Below are 26,612 nucleotides of genomic sequence, written 5' to 3' on the forward strand. Positions count from 1 at the left end.
GGCGAAAGAACGCTACCGTTATTGCTTATACTATTAACTCCAAAAAGTACATCGAAAGGGAGACGAATAAATGGAAATAGAAAAGGCTATATTAGCTGTCATTACAACAAATTCTTCCATTGTTGAAGGTGGCGCACCAATTTTCATCTGTGAAACTCGAAAAGAAGCAGAGGATATATCTGCTAATTTAGAAGCAATTACGGACGGGATTGCTCATGAATTAAGTGAAGAGTTATTTATTATCGTAAAACATTGATAGGCTATTATTATAATTGTGCGTATGCTTTACTTTTGCTATGATAGAGATTGTTCAAACTAGTTGGCAAAAAGATACAACCGATTTGTAGGGCAAGGACTTAGAGTAAGAAACTTATTACATAAACGTTGGTTTATGAATTAGTCTTACATAGAAGGTGCTGTAACAGTCCTATTTCGAAAAATGAAGAATTGTTCTACAACAATTTAAAGTAAGGGATGAAAATACCTCAACCTTATATGTACAAAGACCTTTAAATTTCACCTTGGTTATGGAAAATTTGCAGGAAATAAGAAAAGGCGACTATTGAATGAAGTTTTACTATAACTACAAATCAACCGTTTGCCAAAAAGTTAAAACAAACATAAAAAATTAAAAACGCAAAAAAGATGTGAAAGAAAGGGTGTTCCTTTCATGAGGAAAGCAACAGTAGCAATAGTAGGAAGACCAAATGTTGGAAAATCAACTATTTTTAATAGATTAGTTGGCGAGCGCATATCCATTGTTGAAGATATTCCTGGGGTGACAAGGGATAGGATTTATGCTGAAGCGGAATGGCTTACTACCCGTTTTAATCTTATTGATACAGGAGGGATTGAAGTTGGAGACGAGCCACTTTTAGTGAAAATGCGCCAGCAGGCTGAAGTAGCAATTGATGAAGCAGATGTCATTATTTTTTTAGTAAATGGCAGAGAAGGTATTACCGCTGCAGATGAAGAAGTTGCAAAATTGCTATATAAATCAAACAAGCCTGTTGTTTTAGGGGTTAATAAAGTCGATAATCCAGAAATGAGAGAAACAATTTATGAATACTATGCACTAGGGTTTGGTGAACCATTTCCAATCTCAGGGTCCCACGGATTAGGGTTAGGAGATTTATTGGATGAAGTGGTAAGCCATTTCCCCGAATTGGATATGAGTGAAAAAGATGAAGATACAATTTATTTCAGTGTTATCGGACGTCCAAATGTTGGTAAATCTTCATTAGTGAACGCGCTACTCAATGAAGAGCGTGTAATCGTTAGTGATATTGAAGGAACAACAAGAGACGCCGTCGATACAAAACTGCATAGAGATAACCAAGATTATGTTATTATTGATACAGCTGGAATGAGAAAACGTGGGAAAGTCTATGAAACGACAGAAAAGTATAGCGTGTTACGCGCATTAAAAGCGATTGATCGCTCGGATGTTGTGTTAGTTTTAATTGATGCAGAAACAGGCATACGTGAACAGGATAAACGCATTGCAGGTTATGCACATGAAGCTGGTAGGGCAGTAGTTATTGTAGTTAATAAATGGGATACGATTACAAGTAATGAAAAAGCAATGAAAGAATTTGAAGAACAAGTGCGAGCTCATTTTCAATATTTAGACTATGCGCCTATTGTATTTTTATCGGCTAAAACAAAAAAGCGCCTGCATACATTACTTCCTGCTATACAATTGGCCAGTGAAAATCATACGAAGCGAGTGCCAACAAATGTGTTAAATGATGTTGTTATGGATGCCCTTGCTATGAACCCGACACCAACTGTAAAAGGGAAAAGATTAAAGGTACTATATGCTACACAAGTGAATGTAAAACCTCCACGTTTTGTTATCTTTGTGAATGAACCAGAACTTGTTCATTTTTCTTTTGCCAGGTTTGTAGAAAATAGAATTAGAGAAGCTTTTGGCTTTGTAGGTACACCTATTAAAATAATTGCGAGAAAAAGACAATAAAGGAGAAGATAAGATGGCAAGAGTAGCTGTATTAGGAGCTGGAAGTTGGGGAACAGCTTTAAGTATCGTACTAGCTGATAATGGACATGATGTGCGCCTATGGACACATCGACCTGAGCAAGCAAAAAAAATAAATAAAACAAAAAGAAATGAGCAATATTTAGATACAGACATACCAGCATCTGTTATCGCTTATTCTGATTTGAAGCAAGCAATTCAAGATGCAGTTGCGATTGTTTTTGTAGTACCTACAAAGGCAATCCGTGAGGTCGCAAAGCAGTTAGATCATCTAGTGGAACCAGATACAACAATTATCCATGCTTCAAAAGGGATTGAACCTGTTACTTTAAAACGTGTTTCACAGATGATTAGTGAAGAATTATCTAAGTTTACGGAAGAAGAAATAGTTGTTCTTTCCGGCCCAAGTCATGCAGAAGAAGTGGCTCTGCGACAACCAACAACGGTAACTGTTTCTTCCATTGAACCAAAACATGCAAAAATTGCACAAGATTTGTTTATAAATGAATCATTTCGCGTTTATACTAGCCCGGATGTATTAGGAATTGAGTTCGGCGGCGCTCTAAAGAATATTATCGCCTTAGGGGCGGGAATTTCTGATGGTCTAGGTTATGGTGATAATGCAAAAGCAGCTTTGATGACAAGAGGACTTGCTGAAATAGCTAGATTAGGCACATCATTAGGAGCCAACCCTTTAAGCTTTCTCGGTTTACCAGGAGTTGGCGATTTAATTGTTACTTGCACAAGTGCGCATAGCAGAAACTGGCGTGCTGGAAACTTATTAGGAAAAGGGCATAAATTAGACGATGTTCTTGAGCAAATGGGGATGGTGGTCGAAGGTGTAAGGACTGTTCAGGCAGCTTATCAATTTGCAAAAGAACAGCAGGTTGAAATGCCAATAACAGAAGGTATTTTTCAATTGTTATTTGAAGATAAATCACCAAAAGATGTTGTTGGCCAATTGATGAATCGAAACAAACGACAAGAAATGGACGACCTCGCCCAATTATTGATGGAAAGGTATTCGCAATAACATGAAAAGCCCTACCTGCATATACTGTGGTTGAGTTTACTAAGAGCAGGGAGGCGAGTTCGTGAATAATTTTCAAAAAGGACTTTTTGACAAAATTCAACAAAAATCAAGCATTAATCCAGATGATGTTTACAAAGTGGCTGATTCTGTGAAACATGCAGACTTTTCGGATGAAAGAACCGTACGTAAGCTTGTTCGCCAATTAAGCAAACTAGCGAATAAACCTATCTCCAAAGAAAAAGAAGACAAAATTGTTCAGTCTATTGTAAAAAATGATATGCCCATGGATATGAATTCACTAAATAAAATGTTTAAAAAATAAACGTTCTTGGGCAAGTGAGGATACAATCCTCCTCATTTACGCATAGAATAAATCGCACAAGCATTCATGGATAGAGTTGCTGTGGATAATTATTTAGTCATACCGGGATGGAGAAAGCCCCCTTCATTCCGGATTTTATTATGGTTTTATAAGTCTTTTATCACGTATGTCAGGGGTTTATGTTATAATACTTGTTGCAATGAAGATTTGTATTCAAGGGGTGGATAAATCGTGTCACAAGCAATGCTGAAAATGTATATATCATTTGCGGGTATGGCTCTTTTGCTCGTTGCAATCGGCCTTATTTTATTGGCAAGGTATAAACTTAAAGGGTGGTTAGCGGGAGTAGTGTCGTTACTCGCATACGTATCATTAATTTTTGGAAGTCTTATTATCTTTTATATTGTATTTAGCGGCCCATCGGCTTAGTATAAGGGGGGTTGATCATGTATACTACATATGGAAAAATAGCCATTTTTATATTATTTACTATCCTGTTAAGCGGCTGCTTATATCCCGATAATGAATTATCAAAAAATCAGGTTCCCAATGAAGATCAATTAGAAGCAGTCCAATCTGCAGTAGAACAATATCGAGAACAAGAGGGCGGTCTTGTGCCAATTCGAACAAAAGACAACGAAACACCTATTTTTCAAAAATATTTGGTCGATTTTCCTAAATTAAAGGAAGCCAATGTATTAACGGAAATTCCTGCTAATGCTTTTGAAAATGGTGGTGTTTACCAATATGCTTTAATCACACCAGAAAAAAAACCACGGGTAAAACTAATTGATTTACGCATATCTGAAGCAATACGTAGTGTAAATATAAAATTGGATATATATCGAGATGAACATATGTATCCACCATTTAAAGAAGAAATAGCAGATGGGATTTATACGATTGATTATGAAAAACTTGGTTTGGAAAACCCGCCTACTGTTGTAAGTCCATATTCTAAAGAAAACTTACCAATTGTGATGAATACGGAAGGCGAACTCTATGTAGACTACCGAATTGATTTGAATCAAGCATTGAAAACGGAAAAACATAAGTACGAAAATGGGGATGATATTCGCTATCTGTTAGCTAATAGTACTCCTTTTGTTCCAGCGTACTCTCTCCCTTATACTATAAAGAATGGGGAACCTGTATTTTTACAAGAAAATAAATAAAAAGTATCATATTCGAACCCTTGAAACAATATATTGTTTCAAGGGTTTTTGATCGTAGCCACTTTAATAAAAAATTGCTATTACAGAATAGTTGCATAACGTGAAACATACAGTTCATAAGATTATTACTATTTGAAGAACATATGACATCACGCCGTTCCATCGCTAGAATGCGATGGCCAAGTTTTTCTAAACTTTTACACATGAATAAGGCATATTTTGATAGGACAACATCATAGACTTGTAATGTCAATTATTCATAGTTTGTGCGTAAAAATGAAATCGGAGATCGGGAGGGGATCTTTTGGAAAGAGTAGATATTTTTAATGATATTTCTAAACGGACAAATGGAGATATTTACTTAGGTATCGTAGGAGCGGTTCGTACAGGAAAATCAACATTTATTAAAAAATTCATGGAACAAGTTGTACTGCCGAACATGGAGGAGGAAAGCGAGAGAGCTCGTGCACTTGATGAATTGCCTCAAAGTGCTGCCGGAAAAACAATTATGACTACAGAGCCTAAATTTGTACCTAATCAAGCGGTTTCCGTTCATGTCGATGAAGGTTTAGACGTAAACATTCGTCTAGTGGATTGCGTTGGGTACGCCGTTGAGGGAGCAAAAGGGTTTGAAGACGAAAATGGACCAAGAATGATTCACACCCCTTGGTACGAAGAAGCAATACCTTTTCACGATGCAGCAGAAATTGGAACAAGAAAAGTAATTCAAGAGCATTCAACAATTGGGGTTATTGTAACTGCTGATGGTTCGTTTGGAGAAATTAATCGACATGAATATGTGGATGCCGAAGCGAGGGTTGTTGATGAATTAAAAGAAGTAGGAAAGCCTTTTATCATGGTGCTTAATTCCCAGCGACCTAGCAGTCAAGAAACAGAGTTGTTACGCCAAGATTTAGTCGATAAATATGATATACCTGTTATAGCCATGAGTATTGAATCTATGACAGAACATGATGTTACCAATGTTTTGCGTGAGGCATTATACGAATTTCCAGTTTTAGAAGTTAATGTGAATTTACCAAGCTGGGTAATGGTGCTAAAAGAAAATCACTGGTTAAGAAGAGAATATCAAGAAGCCATTCAAGAGACTGTAAAAAACATTAAACGCTTGCGTGATGTGGATCAAATTGTTGGTGAATTTGCGGTTTATGAACATATTGAACAAGCAAAATTAGCCGATATGGAAATGGGGGAAGGGATAGCGGAAATTGACCTCCATGCACCTGACTATTTATATGACGAAATATTAAAAGAAATTGTAGGTGAAGAAATTAGAGGCAAAGATCATTTATTACAGCTCATGCAAGATTTTGCTCATGCGAAAAGAGAATATGATCAAGTATCTGGCGCGTTACAAATGGTCAAGCAAACAGGCTATGGAATTGCAGCTCCGGCTTTAGAGGATATGATTTTGGATGAGCCTGAAATTATTCGTCAAGGCTCTCGGTTCGGTGTTCGCTTAAAAGCTGTCGCTCCTTCCATTCACATGATCAAAGTGGAAGTTGAATCCGAATTTTCACCAATTATAGGAACGGAAAAGCAGAGTGAAGAGCTAGTGCGTTATTTAATGCAAGACTTTGAAGAGGATCCACTATCCATATGGGAGTCAGATATCTTTGGACGTTCCCTAAGCTCAATAGTAAGAGAAGGTATACAAGCAAAAATTGCACTTATGCCTGAAAACGCACGTTACAAATTAAAGGATACACTAGAACGAATCATAAACGAAGGTTCCGGTGGTCTAATAGCTATTATATTATAGCAGCTGTATGTAGCTGCTTTTATTTTTGAGGAATGATGGACAAGATATGTAAAACAACGTTCAATCATGATTTTTGACAAAACGAACTAAAGTGACTTAAGCTTTGGCGTTATATCGCTAAAAAATTATTGATATATGTTTTTATATGCTCGTGTACGATTAGCGAGCATTTTTGTGTTGAGAATCTCTTTAGTAAAAGAAAAAAAGCAACTAAGCTTCCATATTTTTTAGTTGTTTTTAGCCAACTATATAAATTAATTAAAAAACTTCATTGGAAACGGCAGGATATTTGCTCATTGTGTCGTATAACTTTAATATAGCCGAAGTATTGCTAAACATGATTCTAATAAGCTTTCTGCGCTAAATGTAAAATTGCACCATATAATCCATGAAAACTTATGAAAACCGAAGAAAATAATAAAAATTAGGTGGAAACTGTTGAATTTTGTTGCAAACTCGGTTAATATAAGCCATGTCACATTACTATTATGTGGCATGAAGTATAAAAACTGGCAAAAAGGTGAACAAATGAAGATAGTTGTTTAATTTGTTCCAATGTCGATTGATGATAAATGGGAGGAGGTGAATGTCATGAACAAAACAGACCTAATTAATGCTGTAGCTGAAAAAAGCGATCTTTCTAAAAAAGATGCTACGAAAGCAGTAGATGCAGTATTCGAATCTGTCATGGATTCACTTAAAAATGGTGAAAAAGTACAATTAATTGGATTCGGTAACTTTGAAGTACGTGAACGCTCTGCTCGTAAAGGTCGTAATCCTCAAACAGGAGAAGAGATCGAAATTCCAGCAAGCAAAGTTCCTGCATTCAAGCCAGGTAAAGCCCTAAAAGATAGTGTAAAATAATTATTTTACATAGGGCCTAAGGATACGCGATTTGCGTATCCTTTTTTACACTATAAGAAAATATAAATCATTATGGCGGAAGCTGTAATTTTTCTTATACTATAAACCTTAAACCACATACTTGCTTATAGCATAACAATCTACACATTGTTTTAAAATATTTATTCTTAGAAAGGAAAGGTTGAAGAAATGGATAAGTCAGGTGTTTCATCCGATTTTTTTGTTATCAAAGCACTGGAAGATGGTGTACAAGTAATTGGATTAACCAGAGGAAATGATACGCGTTTCCATCATTCAGAAAAACTTGATCAAGGAGAAATTATGATCGCCCAGTTTACAGAGCATACCTCAGCGGTTAAAGTAAGAGGTAAAGCTTTAGTTCAAACAAGTCACGGTGAGATTGAGAATGAGTAAAATTAGAATGGGTGAACAAATGACAGATGTTTTTCTACTTTACTACTTCTGTCTATTAGCTTAAGTTTCATCATCCATTCCCTTCACATTCATCTCATTCGCAAATTAATTATCCCTATGCTAAGTAATATTACATTCATGGGGTATCTCATCTGCTTTTCTAGAATGTTTGATTATTGATTAGACTTAAAATATGCTATAATAGCAAAAGCGAGTAGAATGGATGAAGGGTTCAGGTGATTTTCTTTGAATAGGTCAGCAAAGGACATACACTATGTAAAAACAGAGATAGAGAAGAAAATAAAGCATTCCTATTTGGAAAAATATATTGACAAGCCCACTATCGATGAGGAGAAATTGTTTTTATTAATGGAAATGATGAATCATAGTTCCTTACCTGAGTCCCATAAACAAAGATATATTGTTACAACTATGCTTGTACAGATGGCTTTAGATACACATGACAAAGTTCCAAGTTTAACTTCACCCAATGAAAACGAAGACGTCAAGTTACAGAAACAATTGCATGTACTTGCTGGAGATTATTATAGTGGTCTTTATTATTTAGTGCTAGCCGAAATCAGTGATTTTGGATTTATTCGGCTACTCGCTTCCACAATTAAAGAAATTAACGAGTATAAAATGAAACTCTATTATAATGAAATAGACTCTTTGCAGGAGTATATGCTTATTCGTAATCTTATTGATACACGTTTACTCGTACAAGTGGCCTCATTTTTGAATATTTCTATGATGGGAAAGATTGTGGAAAAATGGCTTTTGGTTATTAAGCTGATAAATGATATTGAACATTTTAACGCAAGAAAGATGCAGGTACATTCTTGGGTGAATAGTTTTTTCGATAAAGGTGAATTAAGCAAACAGCTGACAGCATTATTGCAACAACTAGAAGATGAAGTGCGCAAGATCTCGTCTATTTATTCTAGCTTATCAAACTACTTAGAAACAGAAATTACTTCTATAAAAAAAGCTTACGTATCTATTATGGGGGAAGAAGGTTAAACTATGACATATCCATCTAAAGAAGAACGTGTTCATCATGTTTTTGAAAAAATATATTCAAAATACGATTCGATGAATTCCATTATTTCATTCCAACGCCATAAAACATGGAGAAAAGATGTTATGAAGCGTATGAACGTACAGATGGGTTCAAGGGCATTAGATGTATGTTGTGGAACGGGAGATTGGGCGTTGGTAATGGCAGAAGAGATTGGAGCTAAAGGTGAAGTTACAGGTCTTGATTTTAGTGAAAATATGCTTTCCATTGCGAAACAGAAACAGCGAAAATTAGAATTAGAACATGTAGATTTCATACAAGGTAATGCAATGCAACTACCTTTTCAAGATAATAGCTTTGATTATGTAACTATCGGTTTTGGCTTACGGAATGTACAAGATTATATGACAGTGTTAAAAGAAATGTACCGTGTTGTAAAACCAGGTGGGAAAGTAGTTTGTTTAGAAACATCACAACCTACTATACCCATTTATCGACAATTATATCGTTTTTATTTCCAATATATTATGCCATTGCTTGGGAAATTAATTGCCAAAAGCAAACAAGAGTATGCATGGTTAAATGAGTCTGCTAAAGATTTTCCTGATAAAAACCGTTTAAAACAAATGTTTATGGAAGCTGGATTTACTAATATTCAAGTGAAGAGCTATACTGGTGGGGTTGCAGCCATGCATATGGGCGAGAAAGAACCGAATAGTTAATAAAGCGAAAATTAAAGGTGACATGAATGAAATTAGCTAAAGCTTATGGATATTTAAAAAAAGACCTAAATGAAATTGAACAAACGATTAATGAAGTTGTACAGGCTAAACACCCTGTTTTAAGAAAAGCTTCTACCCAGTTACTTCAAGCAGGTGGAAAACGGATCCGTCCGGTATTTGTGTTACTATCAGGACAAATGGGTACCTATGACTTAGAACGGCTTAAAATTGTCGCTGTGTCATTAGAACTTATTCATACTGCTACATTGGTTCACGATGATGTAATTGATGATGCTGATATTAGAAGAGGTATGCCAACAATTAGACAGACGTATGGTAATCGTGTTGCCATGTATGCAGGCGACTATATTTTAGCACGAGCTTTAGAAGAAATTACACTCTTGCAAGATGCGAAAATACATCATCTACTTTCTAAAACGATTGTTGAAGTGTGTAAAGGTGAAATTGAACAAATTAAAGATAAATTTGATTCGAGTCAGGGATTACGCAATTATTTGCGACGAATTAAGCGTAAAACAGCTTTACTAATAGCTACGAGTTGTAAGCTAGGTGCCATTGCTTCTGGGTTACCAGAAATGGAAGCCCATAAATTATATCTTTATGGATACAATATCGGTATGTCCTATCAAATCATCGATGATATTTTGGATTTTACAGGTTCTGAAAAGGAGCTAGGAAAACCTGCAGGAAATGATTTATTACAAGGAAACTTAACATTGCCTGTATTTTTAGCGATGAGAAAACCTGCTTTAAAAGATAAAGTCATTCAAGGATTACAAGCTCCTTCTGAAATTCGTGAGAAGCATATGAAAGAAATTGTTGAAGATATAAAAAGTACAAACGCTATTGACGACTCTTATCAAATTAGCAATCGGTATTTAGAAAAAGCACTGCGACAATTAGAAGGCTTTTCTGATAGTCGTGCAAAACAAACTTTACTTCAAATTGGAAAATATATTGGCAAGCGTCGTACTTAATTTGTCTTTTTTACATAGTTTTGATAGAATTTTATCGGTGAGACAAATTACATAAGGTGAGGGGTTTTGTGACATGGAAAAGACTTTTTTGATGGTGAAACCGGATGGTGTTCAACGTAATTTAATTGGCGATATTATAAGACGATTTGAAGCGAAAGGTTTCAAACTAGTTGGTGCAAAGTTGATGACTATTTCAGCGCAATTAGCTGAGCAGCATTATGCAGAGCATAAAGAACGTCCTTTTTTTGGAGAACTGGTTGATTTCATTACATCTGGTCCAGCTTTTGCTATGGCTTGGGAAGGAGAAAATGTAATCGCAACCGCAAGAGAAATGATGGGTAAAACTAATCCTATAGAAGCATTGCCTGGAACAATCCGTGGAGACTATGGTATGACTGTTGGGAAGAATATTATACACGGCTCTGATTCTGTTGAAAGTGCTAAACGAGAGCTTTCTTTATTCTTCAAAGATGAAGAACTCATTGATTATTCCAAGCAAGATGCAATTTGGATCTACTAACATAGCAAGGCTTAAAGTTGCCGCGAGGATGATATTGTGCCTCGCGGTAATTTATACGACAGAAAAGTATAAGCAAAACGACGGCTTTATCACCATAGACTGAAGGTAGACCGGTGATCATTGAAAGAGGGAGAAATTATTGGAAAAGGATTATAATCAGTTTATAGATAAAATAAAAATAAAATTAGGCATTGATTTACAACTTTATAAAGAAACACAAATGAAACGAAGACTCACATCTCTTAGAAATAAACGGGGATATAAAGACTTTTATAGTTATTATCGTGCACTAGATAAAGATCAAGCATTACTAAACGAATTTGTGGATCGATTAACAATAAATGTATCTGAATTTTATCGTAATCCCAAACGTTGGGAAGTTTTACAAACTAAAGTTATGCCAGCATTGGTGAAAAAACCTTCGTTTACAATTTGGAGTGCAGCATGCTCTACAGGAGAAGAGCCGTACAGTCTTGCCATTATGCTATCAGAGCATTTTCCTAGAGCTTCCTATCGAATTATGGCAACAGATATAGATGAAGCTGCTTTAAGCAAGGCCAAGCAAGGCATTTATCAAAAACAGGCTTTAAAAGAATTACCAGCAAAATCTATTCAAAAGTATTTCACGAATCAACATGGACTATATCATCTATCTCCTAATATAAAAGAGCAAGTTACGTTTCGCAAGCATAATTTACTAGCTGATACATATCCAAATAATGTTGACTTAATCATATGTCGAAATGTTCTCATCTATTTTACTGATGAAGCAAAAGAAAGCGTTTATCAACGTTTTAGTGAATCCTTAAATACAAATGGTGTTTTATTTGTCGGTAGCACGGAACAAATATTTCACCCAGAAAAATATCAATTACGTTTATTAGACACATTCTTTTATCAAAAAATGGAATGATGTTTTATGAAATTTAAAGAACGAGAAATTTACAAGTACGAACCCCATTTTAAATCAATAGAATAACCATACATAGCTTGTAGAGATCTAGGTCCACTACGAGCTTTTTTACTTTCAAAAAGTATATAATGGTGGCATATAGTATAAGTAAGTATAAGGTAAGTTTCTAATACATGGTTAAGGTTAAAAAAATGATCGTGATTCTTTAAAATAATGGTAGCGCTTCATTTAACTAATTCTTTGTTTTTTTCAGTTTTTATTATCACAAACATGGTAAGGTATGGTATAGTAATTAGAAAAATTCTATAAAAGGAGAATGTAACGTGCGCTATTTAACAGCAGGGGAATCACATGGGAAACAATTAACTACGATTGTTGAAGGAGTTCCTGCCCAAATGCCATTATTAACAGAAGATATTAATCAGTCCCTTTCTCGTAGACAAAAAGGACACGGGCGGGGAAAGCGAATGCAAATTGAAAAAGACCTTGTAGACATTACGAGTGGTGTGAGGCATGGTAAAACATTAGGATCACCTATTTCTTTAGTTGTACATAATGATGACTTCAAACATTGGGAAGACATTATGGGCGCAGATCCAATAGAAACAGATCAAAAAATTCGTAGAACTATAACAAGGCCAAGACCTGGGCATGCCGATCTTAATGGTGCTCTTAAGTATGGACATCGAGACATAAGGAATATATTAGAACGTTCATCAGCCCGAGAAACAGCCGCACGAGTAGCTGCAGGGGCTATCGCAAAAACGTTGCTTAAGCATTTGGGTATTGAAATCGTTGGTTATGTGAAGGAAATTGCAGGTATTGTTGCAGAAGACCAAGAACAACTTTCTGTACGAGGAAGACAGCAAATAGCTGATGGGTCACCCGTTCGCGTTTTGGATAAACAAGTGGAAGGGCCTATGATACAGGCAATTGACGATGCAAAACAAGTTGGAGACTCAATCGGAGGAGTTTGTGAAGTTTATGTGGAAGGAATGCCAGCAGGTGTTGGTTCTTACGTCCATTATGATCGCAAATTGGATAGTAGAATAGCTGGAAGTGTAGTAAGCATAAATGCTTTTAAAGGGGTCGAATTTGGAATTGGTTTTGAAGCGGCAAAACGGAATGGTAGTCAAGTCCATGATGAGATTGCTTGGAATGAAGAGAAGGGGTATTACCGAACTACGAATCGCCTTGGGGGGTTTGAAGGTGGTATGACAACAGGAATGCCGATCGTGGTTAAAGGAGTAATGAAACCTATACCTACATTAATGAAACGACCACTTACGAGCGTAGATATCGATACAAAAGAACCGTTTAAAGCGACGGTTGAAAGATCTGATGCTTGTGCAGTTCCTGCCGCTTCAGTTGTTATGGAGCATGTTGTTGCATTCGAGCTAGCAAAAGCTTTAACAGAGCAATTTACAAATGATCAATTTGCAAAGTTAAAAGAAGCGATTGAAGCATATCGTGAAGAAATCAGGTGTTTTTAAATGGAAGAACTAAACATTCAAGCAAGTACACACGCTTATTCTATCGTTATTGGAGAAGGCATCCGAAATCAAATTACGGATTACTTCACTAATAGTTATTCATCTATTTGGGTGATAACAGATGAGAATGTAGCTAAATTATATTTGGGAGACGTATTAGAAACACTCTCAGATTTTCATGTCCACCACACAATATTACCTGCTGGAGAACAGACGAAAAGTATAGATTACTATAATCAATTAATGACAGAAGCAATTGAGTATGGATTAGACCGTCATTCTTTGTTAATTGCTTTAGGTGGAGGGGTTATTGGTGATTTAGCAGGTTTTGTAGCAGCTACTTATATGCGTGGCATTGACTATATCCAAATGCCGACAACAATATTAGCGCATGATAGTAGTGTTGGTGGAAAAGTAGCTATTAACCATCCGTTGGGGAAAAACTTGATTGGTAGCTTTTATGCACCGCAAGGAGTTTTTTATGATATTGAGACGCTAATTACGTTAAATGATCGGGAAATCCGCTCTGGATACGCAGAATTAGTAAAAGAAGCACTCATTTCTGATGAAGCTATATATCGATCCATTTTAACTACAAATTTACAAAATTTACCACCATCTATAACACAAGAGCATATTTGTTCAGGGATTCAAATTAAAGCACAAGTAGTAGAACAAGATGAAAAAGAAAATGGAATGCGAAAGTATTTGAACCTTGGCCATACGTTGGGTCATGCTTTGGAAGCTCATTTAGGATATGGATCTATTGCACATGGTGAGGCGGTTGCTATAGGTTTGCTATTTGCACTACATGTTAGCGAATCAGTTTTTGATACGACATTGCCTTTTTTACAACTAAAGCAATGGTTAGAAACAAACCACTACCCGCTTCATTCCCTAACTGGAGATCAACAAACTATATTAGCTAAAATGAAAAACGATAAAAAAAATAAACAACATCGTATTCAAATGGTGTTGCTAGAACAAGTTGGTAAACCAATTATAAAGCAGATGACGGATGAAGATATGCTTTCCTACTTATCTTCTTTTAAAAGAAAGTTGGTGAATAAGTGACTAGAGGCATACGGGGTGCAACGACGGTAGCTGTTAATGCAGCCGATGTAATTATAAATAATACAAAAAACTTAATTGAGGAAATGATCAAGAAAAATAATGTATTACCAGAAGATGTTTCTCATGTTTTTATATCTGTAACAAAAGACATTACTGCAACCTTTCCAGCTAAAGGTTTGCGTGAGTTATCGGGTTGGACATATGTTCCAGTAATGTGTATGACAGAAATAGATGTGCCGAATAGTTTAGAGCTTTGTATACGTGTAATGATGGTTGTAAATACAGAACTAGAACAATCAAATATTCACCATGTCTTTCAAAATGAAGCTATTCATTTGCGCCCTGATTTAGCAAAATGGAATAAGGAGGATAAATAAAAATGAAAGCAAAATCTTCGTTAAAGCAGATTGCACCATATCAACAAGGAAAGCAAATTCAAGATATTAAGAGGCAATACCAAATAGATAGAATTGTGAAATTATCTTCAAATGAAAATCCATATGGTTATGCAGATACAGTTAGACAGTTTTTAGCTTCTTATGAGCCTGCGTTTGATATTTATCCAGATGGCCATACAGCACAACTCCGCAAAGATTTAGCTTATAAATTAAAAGTAAGTGAGTCAGAAATAATTTTTGGGAGTGGCTCTGAAGAAATTGTTCAAATGATTTGCCGAGCTTATTTATTTCAAGGAGTTAACACAGTGATGGCTACACCAACTTTCCCTCAATATAAGCATAACGCAATAATTGAAGGAGCAAAAATAAAGGAGATACCAACTATAGAAGGCCACCATGATTTAAATGGTATGCTTGAAGCTATCGATCAAGATACAAATGTTATCTGGCTTTGTTCTCCTAATAATCCAACTGGTACTCCAATAACCAAGCAGGATTTTATTGCTTTTATGGATACGTGTCCACAACATGTTTTAGTCGTATTAGATGAGGCATATTATGAGTATTTAGACGAAACGAAAGACCTTCATGCAATGGAACAGATTCAAAAATACAACAATCTTATAATTTTACGAACTTTTTCAAAGGCATACGGACTTGCGGGATTGCGTATTGGGTATGGGGTTGCAAATAAGCAGATCATTAATCAATTAAACGTTGTACGTGGACCTTTCAATACAACTTCCATCGCTCAGCAAATCGCACAAATTGCACTTGCTGATGAAGCTTTTATTGAAGAAACAAGGCAGCAAAACTTAAAAGTAAAGCTCGATTTCCAAGCATTCTTGGATAGGATAGGCTGGCATTATTACCCTTCTGAAACAAATTTCATGCTTGTTTCTACACCTACTAGTGGAACAAAAGTGTTTGATTATTTAATCCAACATGGGTTTATCGTTCGCCCTGGTGAGCTGTTGGGAATACCAAATACTTTTCGATTTACGTTAGGGTTACAGGATGATATGTATCGCATGCAGGAATTACTTTCACTCTATCAGCACCAAAACAGCTAAGGAGATGTATATGTGAAGCGAAAAATAGCTATAGCAGGTCTTGGTCTTATCGGCGCGTCGATAGCAAAAGCATTAAAAACAATAGCTGATAATTATGTAATTGGTTATGATATTGACTTAGAGACATTACAATACGCCAAGACCCATGGTATCATTGACGAAGCAAAAACAGACTTTACAACCACAGTATGTCAAGTTGACTATCTTATTTTGGCAGCCCCAATATCTAAGTCAATTGAATTACTAGCAGCTTTAGATGAAATACAATTATCCCAAAAGTTAATCGTTTCTGATGTTTCTTCCGTGAAACAATCCATGATAACAGCGGCTAATCAGTTACAAAATATGGACATATCTTTTGTTGGTGGACACCCAATGGCAGGTTCCCATAAAAAAGGGGTGCAGGCTGCAAAAGCGCATCTATTTGAAAACGCAATTTATGTATTGACTCCCACGACGCGTAGTAAAGAGTGTGATGTTCAATCATTAAAAAGGCTTCTTGAACCGACACGTAGCAAATTTCTCATACTAGATGCGAAGGAACACGATGAAATGACTGGTGTGATTTCTCATTTCCCGCATTTAATTGCATCTTCACTCGTTCACCAGGCAAAGCATTGGGAACAGACGCACGCTTATTTACCTAACCTTGCTGCAGGTGGATTTCGCGATATTACAAGAATTGCATCTAGCAACCCTACACTTTGGCAGGATATCTTTTATCATAATCGAAAGAAAATGTCGCTGTTTTTAGAAGAATGGATTACAGAAATGAAACATGTAAAAAATTTAGTTGAAGAAAATAATAAGCAAGAGATGATTACGTATTTAGAAACAGCTAAACGGTACCGTGATGGTTTAGGTACGAAAGATAAAGGAGCCATTCCTTCATATTACGATTTGTATGTAGATATTCAAGATCAAACAGGGGCTTTAGCCCATGTAACAAAACTGTTGGCAGATAATAACATTAGCATAAATAATATTCAAATATTAGAAATTAGGGAAGGGATAATGGGAGCTCTTAGGTTAAGTTTTGCAACTGAAAAACTCCAAAAAATAAGTGCACACACCCTAAATGAATCGGGTTATGAAACGATGATCGAAAAATAATGTTTGATAAAGGATGATAGAAAGTTGAAAGAACGAATATTACAACCGATAGGCAACCCTTTACAAGGGGAGATAGAAGTACCAGGTGATAAATCGATCTCACACCGATCCATTATGTTTGGCTCACTAGCTCATGGGACTACAATTGTGGAACATTTTTTAAACAGTGAAGATTGTTTGCGTACAGTAAATATTTTTCGGTCTATGGGTGTTTCTATTGAACAGAAAGAATCCAGTTTAACTATTTACGGAGAAGGTCCACAATCATTTACTGAGCCAGTTGAGCCTCTTTATTTAGGTAATTCTGGTACGACGGCAAGACTAATACTAGGTATCTTAGCAGGCTTACCTCTTTTTACTACTTTTTATGGAGATCGTTCGTTAACAAAACGCCCTATGAATCGCGTTGTTGAACCACTTCGTCTAATGGGAGCAAGCATTACAGGGTGCTCACAAGGAAACTATCTCCCTTTAGCTGTAGAAGGGAAAACATTGCAAGCCATTCATTATCATTTACCTGTAAAAAGCGCGCAAGTTAAATCAGCTGTTCTTTTAGCTGGTTTATTTGCAAACGGAACTACTACTGTTACTGAAATATCACCTACAAGAAATCATACAGAATCAATGTTACAAGCTTTTGGTGTGGAATTGTTAAATAACGGTTTAGATATTTCCGTTCGTGGACAACAAACATTAACAGCTACAGATATTTACGTTCCCGGTGATATTTCATCTGCAGCGTTCTTTCTCGTTGCAGCTGCTATCGTTCCAGGTAGTCAATTAAAACTATTACATGTTGGGTTGAATGAAACGCGTACAGGAATCATTGACGTTTTACAAGCAATGGGAGCTGACATAACCATTGAGAGGGAAGAAACAAAAGGTGGTGAACGTATTGGTGACATTCATATTCGTTACAAGGAGTTAACAGCAACAATTATTGAAGGAGATATGATTCCAAGACTCATAGATGAGATACCGATCATCGCTTTATTAGCTACTCAAGCTGAAGGAACGACAGTAATTAAGGATGCTGCAGAACTTCGTGTCAAAGAAACGGATCGCATTCACGCTGTGACAGAAACACTTACTAATTTAGGGGCAAAAGTCGAAGAAAAAGAGGATGGGCTACTAATTCATGGACGATCGAAACTGCACGGCAATAGAATTGAATCCTATCATGATCACCGAATGGCTATGATGGCATCTATTGCATCTTTGATCACCACAAGTGAAGTCGTAATTAATGACATAACTCCAATTGCAACATCTTACCCAACTTTTTATGCAGATTTAAAATCAGTGAGCGAATAATTTCTAAAAAGAGGTCATGACAAAACTACATCAGCGATCAAGCTAACGAACAATAAAAGCCCATTATTTACGCTGCGAAGCCAAATTATGTAGTCTTTATCCCAAGATGCCCCATGGAAGTTTTTTACAAGATAAACATGTCTATAGTACAAACAAGCCGAACTATTTTATAATTTAATGGTTCGGCTTGCTGCTATTTGGATGTTTATCAAGCTCATCTGGCGAATATTGGAATGATAATGAGGAAACGTTAGTATATAGAGGGTGTATAAGATTTTTTTGGTTTATGGTATAAGAAAAACTACGGTTATCGTTAGAAAGACTTTGGAGATAGCCAAGTTTTTCTAAGGTGTTAACCTTTAAAATGATTGGCTATGCGTTTATTTTGAACATCTGCTCGTTTTCCGTTATGATAAAGACCTGATGAACGTGAAGAAAGGAAGTTCAATGTGGAAACAATTATGGAAGCTGTTCGTTTAATGGAAGCCCAGCACGCAGAAAAAGCGGTAGAATTATTGGAAAACTATTTACCAATGGCTGATGACGAAGAGCGATACACAATAGCAGAATTGTATTTGCAATGGGGCTACTTACACGAAGCAAAAGCTATTTTTCAAGATTTAATACATCAATTTCCTGCTGAAGGAGAACTAAAAGTGGCTCTTGCAGATATTTATACGGAATTGGAAGATGACGAAGCTGCTATCCAACTGTTAAATGATATTGATGAAGAAGATCCTGCTTACCTACAAACATTGATTCAATTAGCAGATCTTTATCAAGCGCAAGGGCTTTTTGAAGTATCTGAACAAAAGTTATTAATGGCTAAACGATTTGATCCTAATGAACCAATTATTGATTTTGCTTTAGGAGAATTATATTTTTCAACAGCAGATTATGTAAAAGCCACTACTTATTATGAAAATATTTTGCCTAAGATGAAAGAAATTGCTCATGTATCGATAACAGATCGCCTAGCTGAAGCGTATGCCGAATCTGGAGAGTTTGAATTAGCTTTAACTTACTATCAAGATGAAGATAGTGAAAATCCCGATACGTTGTTTAAATATGGTTTTACTGCTTACCAAACTGGAAGAAAAGACATTGCGAGAAAAGCGTGGGAACATGTCATGGAGATTGATATGTATTACCATACAGTGTATTATCATCTTGCTTCTCTTTATGAGGAAGAGGGGATATATGAGAAAGCATATGAAATTAGTCAAAAAGGACTTCATGTAGATGCTTTTAATAAAGATTTATTTTTGTTAGCTGGGAAAATTGCTCATCAACTTGGAGAAGATGAAAAAAGTGAACAGCATGTTCGAGAAGCTATAGCAATGGATCCTGATTTTAAAGAAGCAGTGCTATTTTTAATTGAATTACTAAAAAATAATGCTGATTTTAAAGGAATTGTTGACTTGGTTAGCGAAATAATGAATACAGGTGCAGAGGATCCTTTGTATAATTGGGAACTAGCCCGCGCTTATAATGAATTGGAAGTATATAATGATGCATTAAAACACTATCAAACTGCATATAATAATCTCAAAGACGATAGTGACTTTTTAAAAGAATATGGCTATTTCTTAACAGAAGAGGGGAGGATAAAAGAGGCGATACCTGTATTTACTGCATACCTTGAGCAACAACCAATAGATGATGAAGTAAATGAATTTCTATTTCGCTTAAAGCAATCTGATCGTGAAGAGCCGTAAGTGCATGACTTTTTGATTGAACAACTTCTTAGACTTATTTAAATGGACTCGTGGTACACCAAATTATCCATGAAAAGAGGTTGTAAAGGAGAGTGAGAAATGGTGCATACTCCAGTATCTGTAGAAGATAAAAAAAGTTTTATTCGATGGTTTTTAAATCATTACCAGCTAAAAAAGCGAGAGAGCGTATGGATTTTAAATTATTTAATGAATCACGATGAAATACTTCACCATCTTCATTTTGTTAGAGAGGCGAAATTCTGTCCACGGGGAATTATTATGACAAGTCAATGCTCAAGTGAAACAGCCTTTCGTTTTTATAAAAATCAACTCGTAACAACAGATGCAGAGAAATCGTTTCATGACATTCGCTTGAATAAAACAGAAGCTCTGTACCTTCAGTTAAATTTTAAAAGATCATACCGAAGTGCATTATATATTGCGGTATTAGAGGAAAACCCATTTATACCAAATGACTATTTCATAACTGCTCAGGACAAAGAAGTTGCACAGCAGCTGCTAGATCAATCTCGATACGAATTTCAAAGAAGTTTTTTAAATGAGCAAATTGATCAAGCCTTGGACTGTATGAATGAAGAAGCTTTCTTAAAATTAACAAAAGAACTTCAAATGTTGGAAGAGAACTTTTTAAATCAACCAAAATTGCTAAAGTGATAGGTTGATTTTTTTTGTGAAGATAGATAAGATTTAAATAAATATATTTAAAATTTTGCAGAGTAAGAAAGGCTGGGCAGAGCGATGAAATGGAAAAAAACAGACATAACTCAGTATACAGAGGCAAAAGAATACATTGATACGGTTCTAATTCCATTAATGCCTTTTGAAATGGAAAGTGATACGCATTTAGACGTAAACGCTTTTCAATACGAATGGACGATGTTACTTGTAAATGAGTTAGAAAAAGAACTTACAGGACGGATGATGTTATTACCACCTTATGTTTATAGAAAACCTATCATCCAAGAACAAGAACTTACAAGAATTGATTCCTGGGCTAAAGAAATAAAAAAGCAACCTTTTAATCATGTGTTTTTTCTAACTTTAGATGGTGGATGGAAAAAGCATGAAGAAGCTCTTCCTGGAACACTACTCTGGTTGCCTGGAATGAAGTCAGGTGACTTACATTCTGCAGACATGTACAGATTTATTCGTGATCAAGTGGAGCAAATGAGCGAGTTAATTCAATCTTATTGGTAATAAGAAGAAAAAAGTTTTTTTGGGAAAAAGGAATAATGATTGACCGGACAAACAGTTTACGCTATCATGGTTATGTCCTAGTAATGTGAATATCTGTATTGTCCGTGATTATTGTATAAGAGGGGGGAAAATCATGAGCGATAAAAAGCAGCAAGTATCCCGTAGACAGTTCTTGAACTATACGTTAACTGGGGTTGGTGGTTTTATGGCAGCAGGAATGCTGGCGCCAATGTTGCGAATGGCAGTTGATCCAGTGTTAAAAGAATCGGGGCAGGGGGACATGGCAAATGTCGGCTTATCTGTTGATGACATTACTACCGAGCCACAAAAAGTAGATTGGAAGATCACACAAGTTGATGGCTGGTACGAGTCAGAAGTAAACCGTTCCGCTTGGGTTTTTAAGGATGAAAATGGCGATATTCAGGCCTTTTCCCCAATTTGTAAACACTTGGGTTGTGTCGTATCCTGGGGAGGAAGTGATGAATATCCTGAACAGTTTTTTTGCCCGTGTCATGATGGACGTTACTACAAAGATGGAACAAACGTACCAGGAACACCACCTTTACAGCCGTTGGATGTTTATGAATTAGAAGTAAGAGATGGAATCTTATTTTTAGGTGATGCAGTACCAAGAGAGGGGGCGTAATAGTATATGCTACAAAAAATTTATGACTGGATTGATGAGCGTGCTGATATTACGCCTATCTGGCGGGATATTGCAGACCATGAAGTTCCAGAGCATGTAAATCCAGCACATCATTTTTCCGCATTTGTTTATTGCTTTGGTGGTTTAACCTTTTTTGTGGTTGTTATTCAAATTTTATCTGGAATGTTTTTAACGATGTATTATGTTCCAGATATCGAAAATGCATGGAGATCCGTTTATTACTTGCAAACGGAAGTAGCACATGGGCAGATTGTTCGTGGTATGCACCATTGGGGCGCTAGTGTTGTTATTGTCATGTTGTTATTACATACACTACGAGTGTTTTTCCAAGGAGCTTATAAAAAGCCACGTGAACTGAATTGGATTGTTGGTGTTTTGATTTTCTTTATCATGCTTGGCTTAGGGTTTACCGGGTATTTATTACCGTGGGACAACAAAGCGTTTTTCGCTACACAAGTTGGGTTGGAAATTTCACAACAAGTTCCATTTGTTGGCGAAGAGTTGAAAACGCTATTAGCGGGTGATGAAAAAATCGTTGGTGCGCAAACACTGACTAGATTCTTCGCAATTCATGTGTTCTTCTTGCCTGGGGCACTCTTTGCATTATTAGCAGTACATTTTATTTTAATCCGTAGACAAGGAATTTCAGGACCATTATAAAAAGGAGGGGAAAGCATGCATAAGGGTAAAGGTATGAAATTCGTCGGTGATTCACGCATCACTGCCGATAGAAAACCAAATGTACCAAAGGATTATTCCGAATATCCTGGAAGAACAGAAGCTTTCTGGCCCAACTTTTTATTAAAAGAATGGTTAGTAGGTGCTGTGTTTTTAGTGGGATTTTTATGTCTGACACTAGCCCATCCTTCTCCATTAGAAGGTATGGCTGATCCAACGAATGCATCTTATATTCCATTGCCGGATTGGTACTTCTTGTTCTTGTACGAACTGTTAAAATATGAATTTGCTAGTGGAGATTATACATTGATGGGAATTCTTGTTTTACCTGGAATTGCATTCGGTGCATTATTGTTAGCACCGTTTTTAGACAAAGGTCCCGGAAGAAGACCACATCAACGTCCGATTTCTGTTGGGATGATGCTACTTGCTTTAGCTTCTGTAATTTGGCTAACGTACGAATCTGCAGCCAATGTAGATTGGGAATCAAGGGCAGAAACTAACAAACCAGTACCTCCTGGTGAACAGGCAGAGATTGATACAGAAGACCCAGGTTACGCCGTTTATGAGAACAGTTGCTTATCTTGTCATGGCGATAATTTACAAGGGGGTGCGGCTGGTCCGTCACTCATCGGTATTGATAAATCTGCTGAAGAAATTGCTACAATTGCTACAGAGGGAATTAACTCCATGCCACCGGATCAGTTCACAGGTACAGATGAAGAACTACAACAATTGGTTGATTTTATCGTATCCGTGAATGAGGAGTCTGGTGAATAGAGTAATCCAATTGCACCTTTGCCAATACTATTGGCGAAGGTGCTTCTTCATTTTTTATACTATGGAGATTTGTTATAAGAAAAGCTACAGCTTCTCAATAAAGCTCGGTTTCTCTAAAAAATTATCTCCTTGCATACTTACTAGGCTAAACATATTTCATATTCTGTTAGAAAGGGGTTGACAACTTGTTTAAATACTTATTACTTGATAAACGGTTTTTATGCTTATTAATTATTATTAATTTAGCTGGCACTATATATGGTTATATGTGGTATGGTTCACAATTATCACAAACAGCATCCATTTTTTTAATTTTTGTTCCTGATAGTCCAACGGCCAGTTTATTTTTCACTATATTTTTATTGTTTTTTATCTTTGATAAACATCTTCCTTACATAGAAGCATTAGCAGTAATTACTTTATTTAAGTATGGTATATGGGCTGTTGTCATGAACTTCCTTACTTTGCTTGTGGAGGGATCGTTAAGTTGGCAAGGATATATGTTATTGGCCTCGCATGGTGCTATGGCCATTCAAGGGCTGCTTTATATGCCTTATTATCAATTATGCTTACGTCATATTGTGTTTGCAGCTATTTGGACGTTACATAACGATGTGATTGATTACGTTTTTGAGCAAATGCCAGTTTATTCCTCACTCTCCTCTTATATGAACGAAATAGGCTATTTTACATTCTGGTTAAGTCTTTTATCAATAGGCATTACATATTATTTTACCATTCGAGTTAGGAGAATACCCATTCTTAATGGTAAATAACTGCATTTTACTTGTACGATAATACTAAAATTCTGTAATACAAAAAAAGCAAAATTAAAATGAAAAGATCTACTTTTGTTATATCATATAAGACCGCTTCATACATTAGTATTAGACGAAAAAATGGGGTGGTCTCTATGAATAAGAATAGGCATCAATTCGTGTTTACTTTTGGGATGACCATAGGGATATACATATATGTTAATATTTTCATGTCTGAAGCAGTACACGCCAATGTCTCTAGCTGGGCACAACCAGTCACGGAACAGAAAGGCCAATTATTTCCGTTTATATGGATTTTGGTTATTGTAGGTGGGTGTATCGGCATTACATTAACTTATGTAAGTTGGAGAAAATATAAAGGTGAGAAGAAAAGCAAACAAGACAAAACAGTTGACTAACGCCTTGTTTTTGACTAAAATTGACCTTAGAAGGAGGGATGCGTATGTTTGGTGGTTTTGGCGGTTACTTAATTTATGTAGCTTTATTGCTTCTTATCCCAATGTGGGCAAGTGCAAGAGTAAAAAGTACGTATAAAAAATATATGAAAGTACCAACTTCTTCGTATATGACTGGTGCACAAGTAGCACGTCGTATTCTTGATGAAAATAGTTTATACGATGTAACGATAGAAGAAACTAAAGGTATGCTCTCTGATCATTACGATCCAAGAAAAAAAGTTGTACGGCTTTCTAGCGATAATTACCATGGGCATTCTATGGCGGCTTCTGCTGTTGCAGCCCATGAAGTCGGACATGCTATTCAAGATGCAGAAAATTACGCTTTTCTTCGCTTTCGTAGCGCACTTGTTCCAGCAGCTAACTTCGGCTCCAATTTTGGAATGATTTTTATACTAATTGGATTTGTGATCGGAATGAGCCAATTGTATTTGCTAGGTATCGTTCTATTTGCTGCAGCTGTTTTATTCCAATTGGTTACATTACCAGTAGAGTTCGATGCGTCTAATCGGGCGATGGCTCAATTAGTATCTTCAGGCGTAATTCGAAATAATGAAGAGCGAAAGACGAAAAAAGTTCTGAATGCAGCTGCGATGACTTATGTAGCAGCAGCGTTAGTCGCGTTAGCAGAACTATTACGATTTATTTTGATGTTTGTTGCTAGTGACGAATAAAGTTTAAAGGTTATCAGCGGTGGTTTTTACTACCGCTGATTTTTTAGGTATGCTATTTGTTTTTTGGCTCTATGCTAAATGTTGAGGTTTCCACACAATTTGCGCATAAAAATATACACGCAAACATCCAATTCTTTTATACTTGAATTGACTAGAAACAAGAAAAGATTGGAGTTGCGTGCAAATGAATTTTACCATAAAAATGCCTGGTCTTGAAGATGTATGGATTACAAAAGTGGAGGAAATGGAAGGTGGTATTGCGCTTCATGTAGAAATGCCTGTCAAGGTACACAAGTGTCCCAGCTGTGGAAAGAGAACCAAGAAAGTTCATGATTATCGGATCCAAAAGATCAAACATTTAAAGTGGTTTGAACGATTAACTTATCTCTTCTACAAAAAACGCCGCTATGCCTGTTCGTGCTGCGGGAAACGATTTGCGGAGGAGAATCCTTTTGTTCATCGATATCAACGGCTTTCTATGGAATGGAATCGGGCGGTATCCGTTCGGATAGTGCAAGCGAAGACTTTTAAGGAAACAGCCAAGCAGTTTGGCGTCTCCGTATCGACCGTCATGCGCAGATTTGACCGTTTGGCCGTAAAGGAAATGTCAGAGGTTCAAGAATTGCCAAAGGTGATTGCCATCGATGAATACAAGGGAGATACAAAGGCAGGAAAATATCAATTGATTATTGCTGATGGAGAGACCAAGGAACCGATTGATATTTTGCCAAATCGAAAAAAGAAGACCATAAAGGACTATCTTCAAAAACATGGAACCAATGTGGATGTGGTCATTATGGACATGAGTCCTTCTTTTAAGGCAGCTGTCCAAAAGGCGCTGGGGAAACCGGTTATTGTAGCCGATCGTTTTCATTTTTGTCGTTATATCTATTGGGCTCTTGACGGGGTCAGAAGAAGAATCCAGTCTGATTGGAATGATTATGACCGTAAAAAATGTAAAAGAATGCGCTATGTGTTTTACAAAGACAGTGCAAAGCTGACCGAAAAGGACCGCTGGTATTTGGACAGGTACCTTGGGATGGACGAAGAACTTCGCAGGGCTTACGAGTTGAAAGAGTTCTACTGCCTTTGGTTGAAGCAATCCAAGGAAAATGGACAGGCTAGGATCAAAAAAACCAAGCGAGGATTAATGGATTTTTACAAGAAGGTAGAACAAGAGGGTCTCCCTGAATTTGAGAAGGCTATCCGTACATTCAAGAACTGGTAGACAGAGGTATTAAACAGCTTTTTATTTGATTACTCAAATGGCTTTCTGGAGGGAATTAATAACCTAACGAAAGTCATGAAGAGGAACGCCTTTGGATTTAGGAACTTCCTAAGGGCAAGGGCAAGAATACTTCTTTTACATAAGTATAAAAAAATTGGAAGTCATGTTGGGTAGGGAGATTCCATC

General features: G+C 36.4%; 29 protein-coding genes and 1 pseudogene. All 30 read left to right on the forward strand.

What is annotated here, in order from left to right:
• Positions 1-70 precede the first annotated feature (70 nt).
• The 30 genes and pseudogenes from B2C77_RS11070 to B2C77_RS11215 all read left to right on the forward strand — a co-directional run bounded on the left by B2C77_RS11070 (position 71) and on the right by B2C77_RS11215 (position 26,600).
• Entirely contained in the window at positions 71-256 is a 186-nt protein-coding gene (locus tag B2C77_RS11070; RefSeq protein WP_073004188.1) for a capping complex subunit for YIEGIA, read from the forward strand.
• 414 nt (positions 257-670) lie between these two features.
• Positions 671-1,981: a ribosome biogenesis GTPase Der gene (der, locus tag B2C77_RS11075; RefSeq protein ID WP_077703657.1), complete on the forward strand. Its 1,311-nt coding sequence runs from the start codon at positions 671-673 to the stop codon at positions 1,979-1,981.
• Between the two features lie 13 nt (positions 1,982-1,994).
• The gene (locus B2C77_RS11080) at positions 1,995-3,032 is read left to right on the forward strand and encodes an NAD(P)H-dependent glycerol-3-phosphate dehydrogenase (protein WP_077703658.1); all 1,038 of its coding nucleotides are present in this window, start codon (positions 1,995-1,997) and stop codon (positions 3,030-3,032) included.
• Positions 3,033-3,093: 61 nt separating this feature from the next.
• Positions 3,094-3,354, forward strand: a complete 261-nt coding sequence (locus B2C77_RS11085) for a stage VI sporulation protein F (RefSeq protein WP_073004182.1) — start codon at positions 3,094-3,096, stop codon at positions 3,352-3,354.
• A gap of 231 nt (positions 3,355-3,585) precedes the next feature.
• Positions 3,586-3,783: a DUF2768 domain-containing protein gene (locus B2C77_RS11090; protein WP_077703659.1), complete on the forward strand. Its 198-nt coding sequence runs from the start codon at positions 3,586-3,588 to the stop codon at positions 3,781-3,783.
• Positions 3,784-3,800: 17 nt separating this feature from the next.
• A complete protein-coding gene (locus B2C77_RS11095; protein ID WP_077703660.1) occupies positions 3,801-4,529 on the forward strand; it encodes a YphF family lipoprotein in 729 nt (242 codons plus the stop codon).
• Between the two features lie 304 nt (positions 4,530-4,833).
• Complete coding sequence (gene spoIVA / locus B2C77_RS11100) at positions 4,834-6,312, forward strand: stage IV sporulation protein A (RefSeq protein WP_073004177.1); 1,479 nt, start codon at positions 4,834-4,836, stop codon at positions 6,310-6,312.
• 591 nt (positions 6,313-6,903) lie between these two features.
• Complete coding sequence (locus B2C77_RS11105) at positions 6,904-7,176, forward strand: HU family DNA-binding protein (RefSeq protein WP_077703661.1); 273 nt, start codon at positions 6,904-6,906, stop codon at positions 7,174-7,176.
• A gap of 189 nt (positions 7,177-7,365) precedes the next feature.
• Complete coding sequence (mtrB, locus tag B2C77_RS11110) at positions 7,366-7,590, forward strand: trp RNA-binding attenuation protein MtrB (RefSeq protein ID WP_077703662.1); 225 nt, start codon at positions 7,366-7,368, stop codon at positions 7,588-7,590.
• Positions 7,591-7,836: 246 nt separating this feature from the next.
• Positions 7,837-8,613, forward strand: coding sequence for a heptaprenyl diphosphate synthase component 1 (locus tag B2C77_RS11115; protein ID WP_077703663.1), 777 nt, complete (start codon positions 7,837-7,839; stop codon positions 8,611-8,613).
• A 3-nt stretch (positions 8,614-8,616) separates the two neighbouring features.
• The gene (locus B2C77_RS11120) at positions 8,617-9,333 is read left to right on the forward strand and encodes a demethylmenaquinone methyltransferase (protein ID WP_077703664.1); all 717 of its coding nucleotides are present in this window, start codon (positions 8,617-8,619) and stop codon (positions 9,331-9,333) included.
• A gap of 26 nt (positions 9,334-9,359) precedes the next feature.
• On the forward strand, positions 9,360-10,331 hold the full coding sequence (gene hepT / locus B2C77_RS11125) for a heptaprenyl diphosphate synthase component II (protein WP_077703665.1): 972 nt from the start codon (positions 9,360-9,362) through the stop codon (positions 10,329-10,331).
• A gap of 73 nt (positions 10,332-10,404) precedes the next feature.
• Positions 10,405-10,851, forward strand: a complete 447-nt coding sequence (gene ndk, locus B2C77_RS11130) for a nucleoside-diphosphate kinase (protein ID WP_077703666.1) — start codon at positions 10,405-10,407, stop codon at positions 10,849-10,851.
• Between the two features lie 139 nt (positions 10,852-10,990).
• Complete coding sequence (locus B2C77_RS11135) at positions 10,991-11,764, forward strand: CheR family methyltransferase (protein ID WP_101933904.1); 774 nt, start codon at positions 10,991-10,993, stop codon at positions 11,762-11,764.
• A 323-nt stretch (positions 11,765-12,087) separates the two neighbouring features.
• Entirely contained in the window at positions 12,088-13,257 is a 1,170-nt protein-coding gene (gene aroC / locus B2C77_RS11140) for a chorismate synthase (protein ID WP_077703667.1), read from the forward strand.
• Entirely contained in the window at positions 13,258-14,331 is a 1,074-nt protein-coding gene (gene aroB / locus B2C77_RS11145) for a 3-dehydroquinate synthase (RefSeq protein WP_077703668.1), read from the forward strand.
• Positions 14,328-14,708 carry a chorismate mutase gene (aroH, locus tag B2C77_RS11150; RefSeq protein WP_073004162.1) on the forward strand — a complete coding sequence of 127 codons (381 nt, stop codon included), beginning with the start codon at positions 14,328-14,330 and terminating at the stop codon, positions 14,706-14,708. Before aroB ends, aroH begins: the two co-directional genes overlap by 4 nt.
• Positions 14,709-14,710: 2 nt before the next feature.
• Positions 14,711-15,802 carry a histidinol-phosphate transaminase gene (hisC, locus tag B2C77_RS11155; RefSeq protein ID WP_077703669.1) on the forward strand — a complete coding sequence of 364 codons (1,092 nt, stop codon included), beginning with the start codon at positions 14,711-14,713 and terminating at the stop codon, positions 15,800-15,802.
• A gap of 12 nt (positions 15,803-15,814) precedes the next feature.
• The gene (locus B2C77_RS11160; protein WP_077703670.1) at positions 15,815-16,915 is read left to right on the forward strand and encodes a prephenate dehydrogenase; all 1,101 of its coding nucleotides are present in this window, start codon (positions 15,815-15,817) and stop codon (positions 16,913-16,915) included.
• Positions 16,916-16,939: 24 nt separating this feature from the next.
• The gene (aroA, locus tag B2C77_RS11165) at positions 16,940-18,229 is read left to right on the forward strand and encodes a 3-phosphoshikimate 1-carboxyvinyltransferase (RefSeq protein ID WP_077703671.1); all 1,290 of its coding nucleotides are present in this window, start codon (positions 16,940-16,942) and stop codon (positions 18,227-18,229) included.
• Positions 18,230-18,678: 449 nt separating this feature from the next.
• Positions 18,679-19,947: a tetratricopeptide repeat protein gene (locus B2C77_RS11170; RefSeq protein ID WP_077703672.1), complete on the forward strand. Its 1,269-nt coding sequence runs from the start codon at positions 18,679-18,681 to the stop codon at positions 19,945-19,947.
• 102 nt (positions 19,948-20,049) lie between these two features.
• Positions 20,050-20,622 (forward strand): ReoY family proteolytic degradation factor, encoded by a 573-nt coding sequence (locus B2C77_RS11175; RefSeq protein ID WP_077706890.1) that lies wholly within the window; start codon positions 20,050-20,052, stop codon positions 20,620-20,622.
• A gap of 84 nt (positions 20,623-20,706) precedes the next feature.
• Positions 20,707-21,165, forward strand: coding sequence for a DUF2487 family protein (locus B2C77_RS11180; RefSeq protein WP_077703673.1), 459 nt, complete (start codon positions 20,707-20,709; stop codon positions 21,163-21,165).
• Positions 21,166-21,298: 133 nt separating this feature from the next.
• A complete protein-coding gene (locus B2C77_RS11185; protein WP_077703674.1) occupies positions 21,299-21,811 on the forward strand; it encodes a QcrA and Rieske domain-containing protein in 513 nt (170 codons plus the stop codon).
• Positions 21,812-21,817: 6 nt separating this feature from the next.
• Positions 21,818-22,492: a menaquinol-cytochrome c reductase cytochrome b subunit gene (gene qcrB / locus B2C77_RS11190; RefSeq protein WP_077703675.1), complete on the forward strand. Its 675-nt coding sequence runs from the start codon at positions 21,818-21,820 to the stop codon at positions 22,490-22,492.
• 15 nt (positions 22,493-22,507) lie between these two features.
• Entirely contained in the window at positions 22,508-23,290 is a 783-nt protein-coding gene (locus B2C77_RS11195; RefSeq protein WP_077703676.1) for a menaquinol-cytochrome c reductase cytochrome b/c subunit, read from the forward strand.
• A gap of 185 nt (positions 23,291-23,475) precedes the next feature.
• The gene (gene lhaT, locus B2C77_RS11200; protein WP_077703677.1) at positions 23,476-24,066 is read left to right on the forward strand and encodes a lipoprotein heptaprenylglyceryl N-acetyltransferase LhaT; all 591 of its coding nucleotides are present in this window, start codon (positions 23,476-23,478) and stop codon (positions 24,064-24,066) included.
• 137 nt (positions 24,067-24,203) lie between these two features.
• Positions 24,204-24,467, forward strand: coding sequence for a sporulation protein YpjB (locus B2C77_RS11205; RefSeq protein ID WP_237342729.1), 264 nt, complete (start codon positions 24,204-24,206; stop codon positions 24,465-24,467).
• Between the two features lie 44 nt (positions 24,468-24,511).
• Positions 24,512-25,198: a zinc metallopeptidase gene (locus B2C77_RS11210; RefSeq protein WP_077703679.1), complete on the forward strand. Its 687-nt coding sequence runs from the start codon at positions 24,512-24,514 to the stop codon at positions 25,196-25,198.
• Positions 25,199-25,382: 184 nt separating this feature from the next.
• Positions 25,383-26,600, forward strand: a pseudogene (locus B2C77_RS11215) (ISL3 family transposase).
• The last annotated feature ends 12 nt before the right edge of the window (positions 26,601-26,612 follow it).

Source organism: Virgibacillus dokdonensis (assembly GCF_900166595.1).
Taxonomy (GTDB): domain Bacteria; phylum Bacillota; class Bacilli; order Bacillales; family Amphibacillaceae; genus Virgibacillus; species Virgibacillus dokdonensis.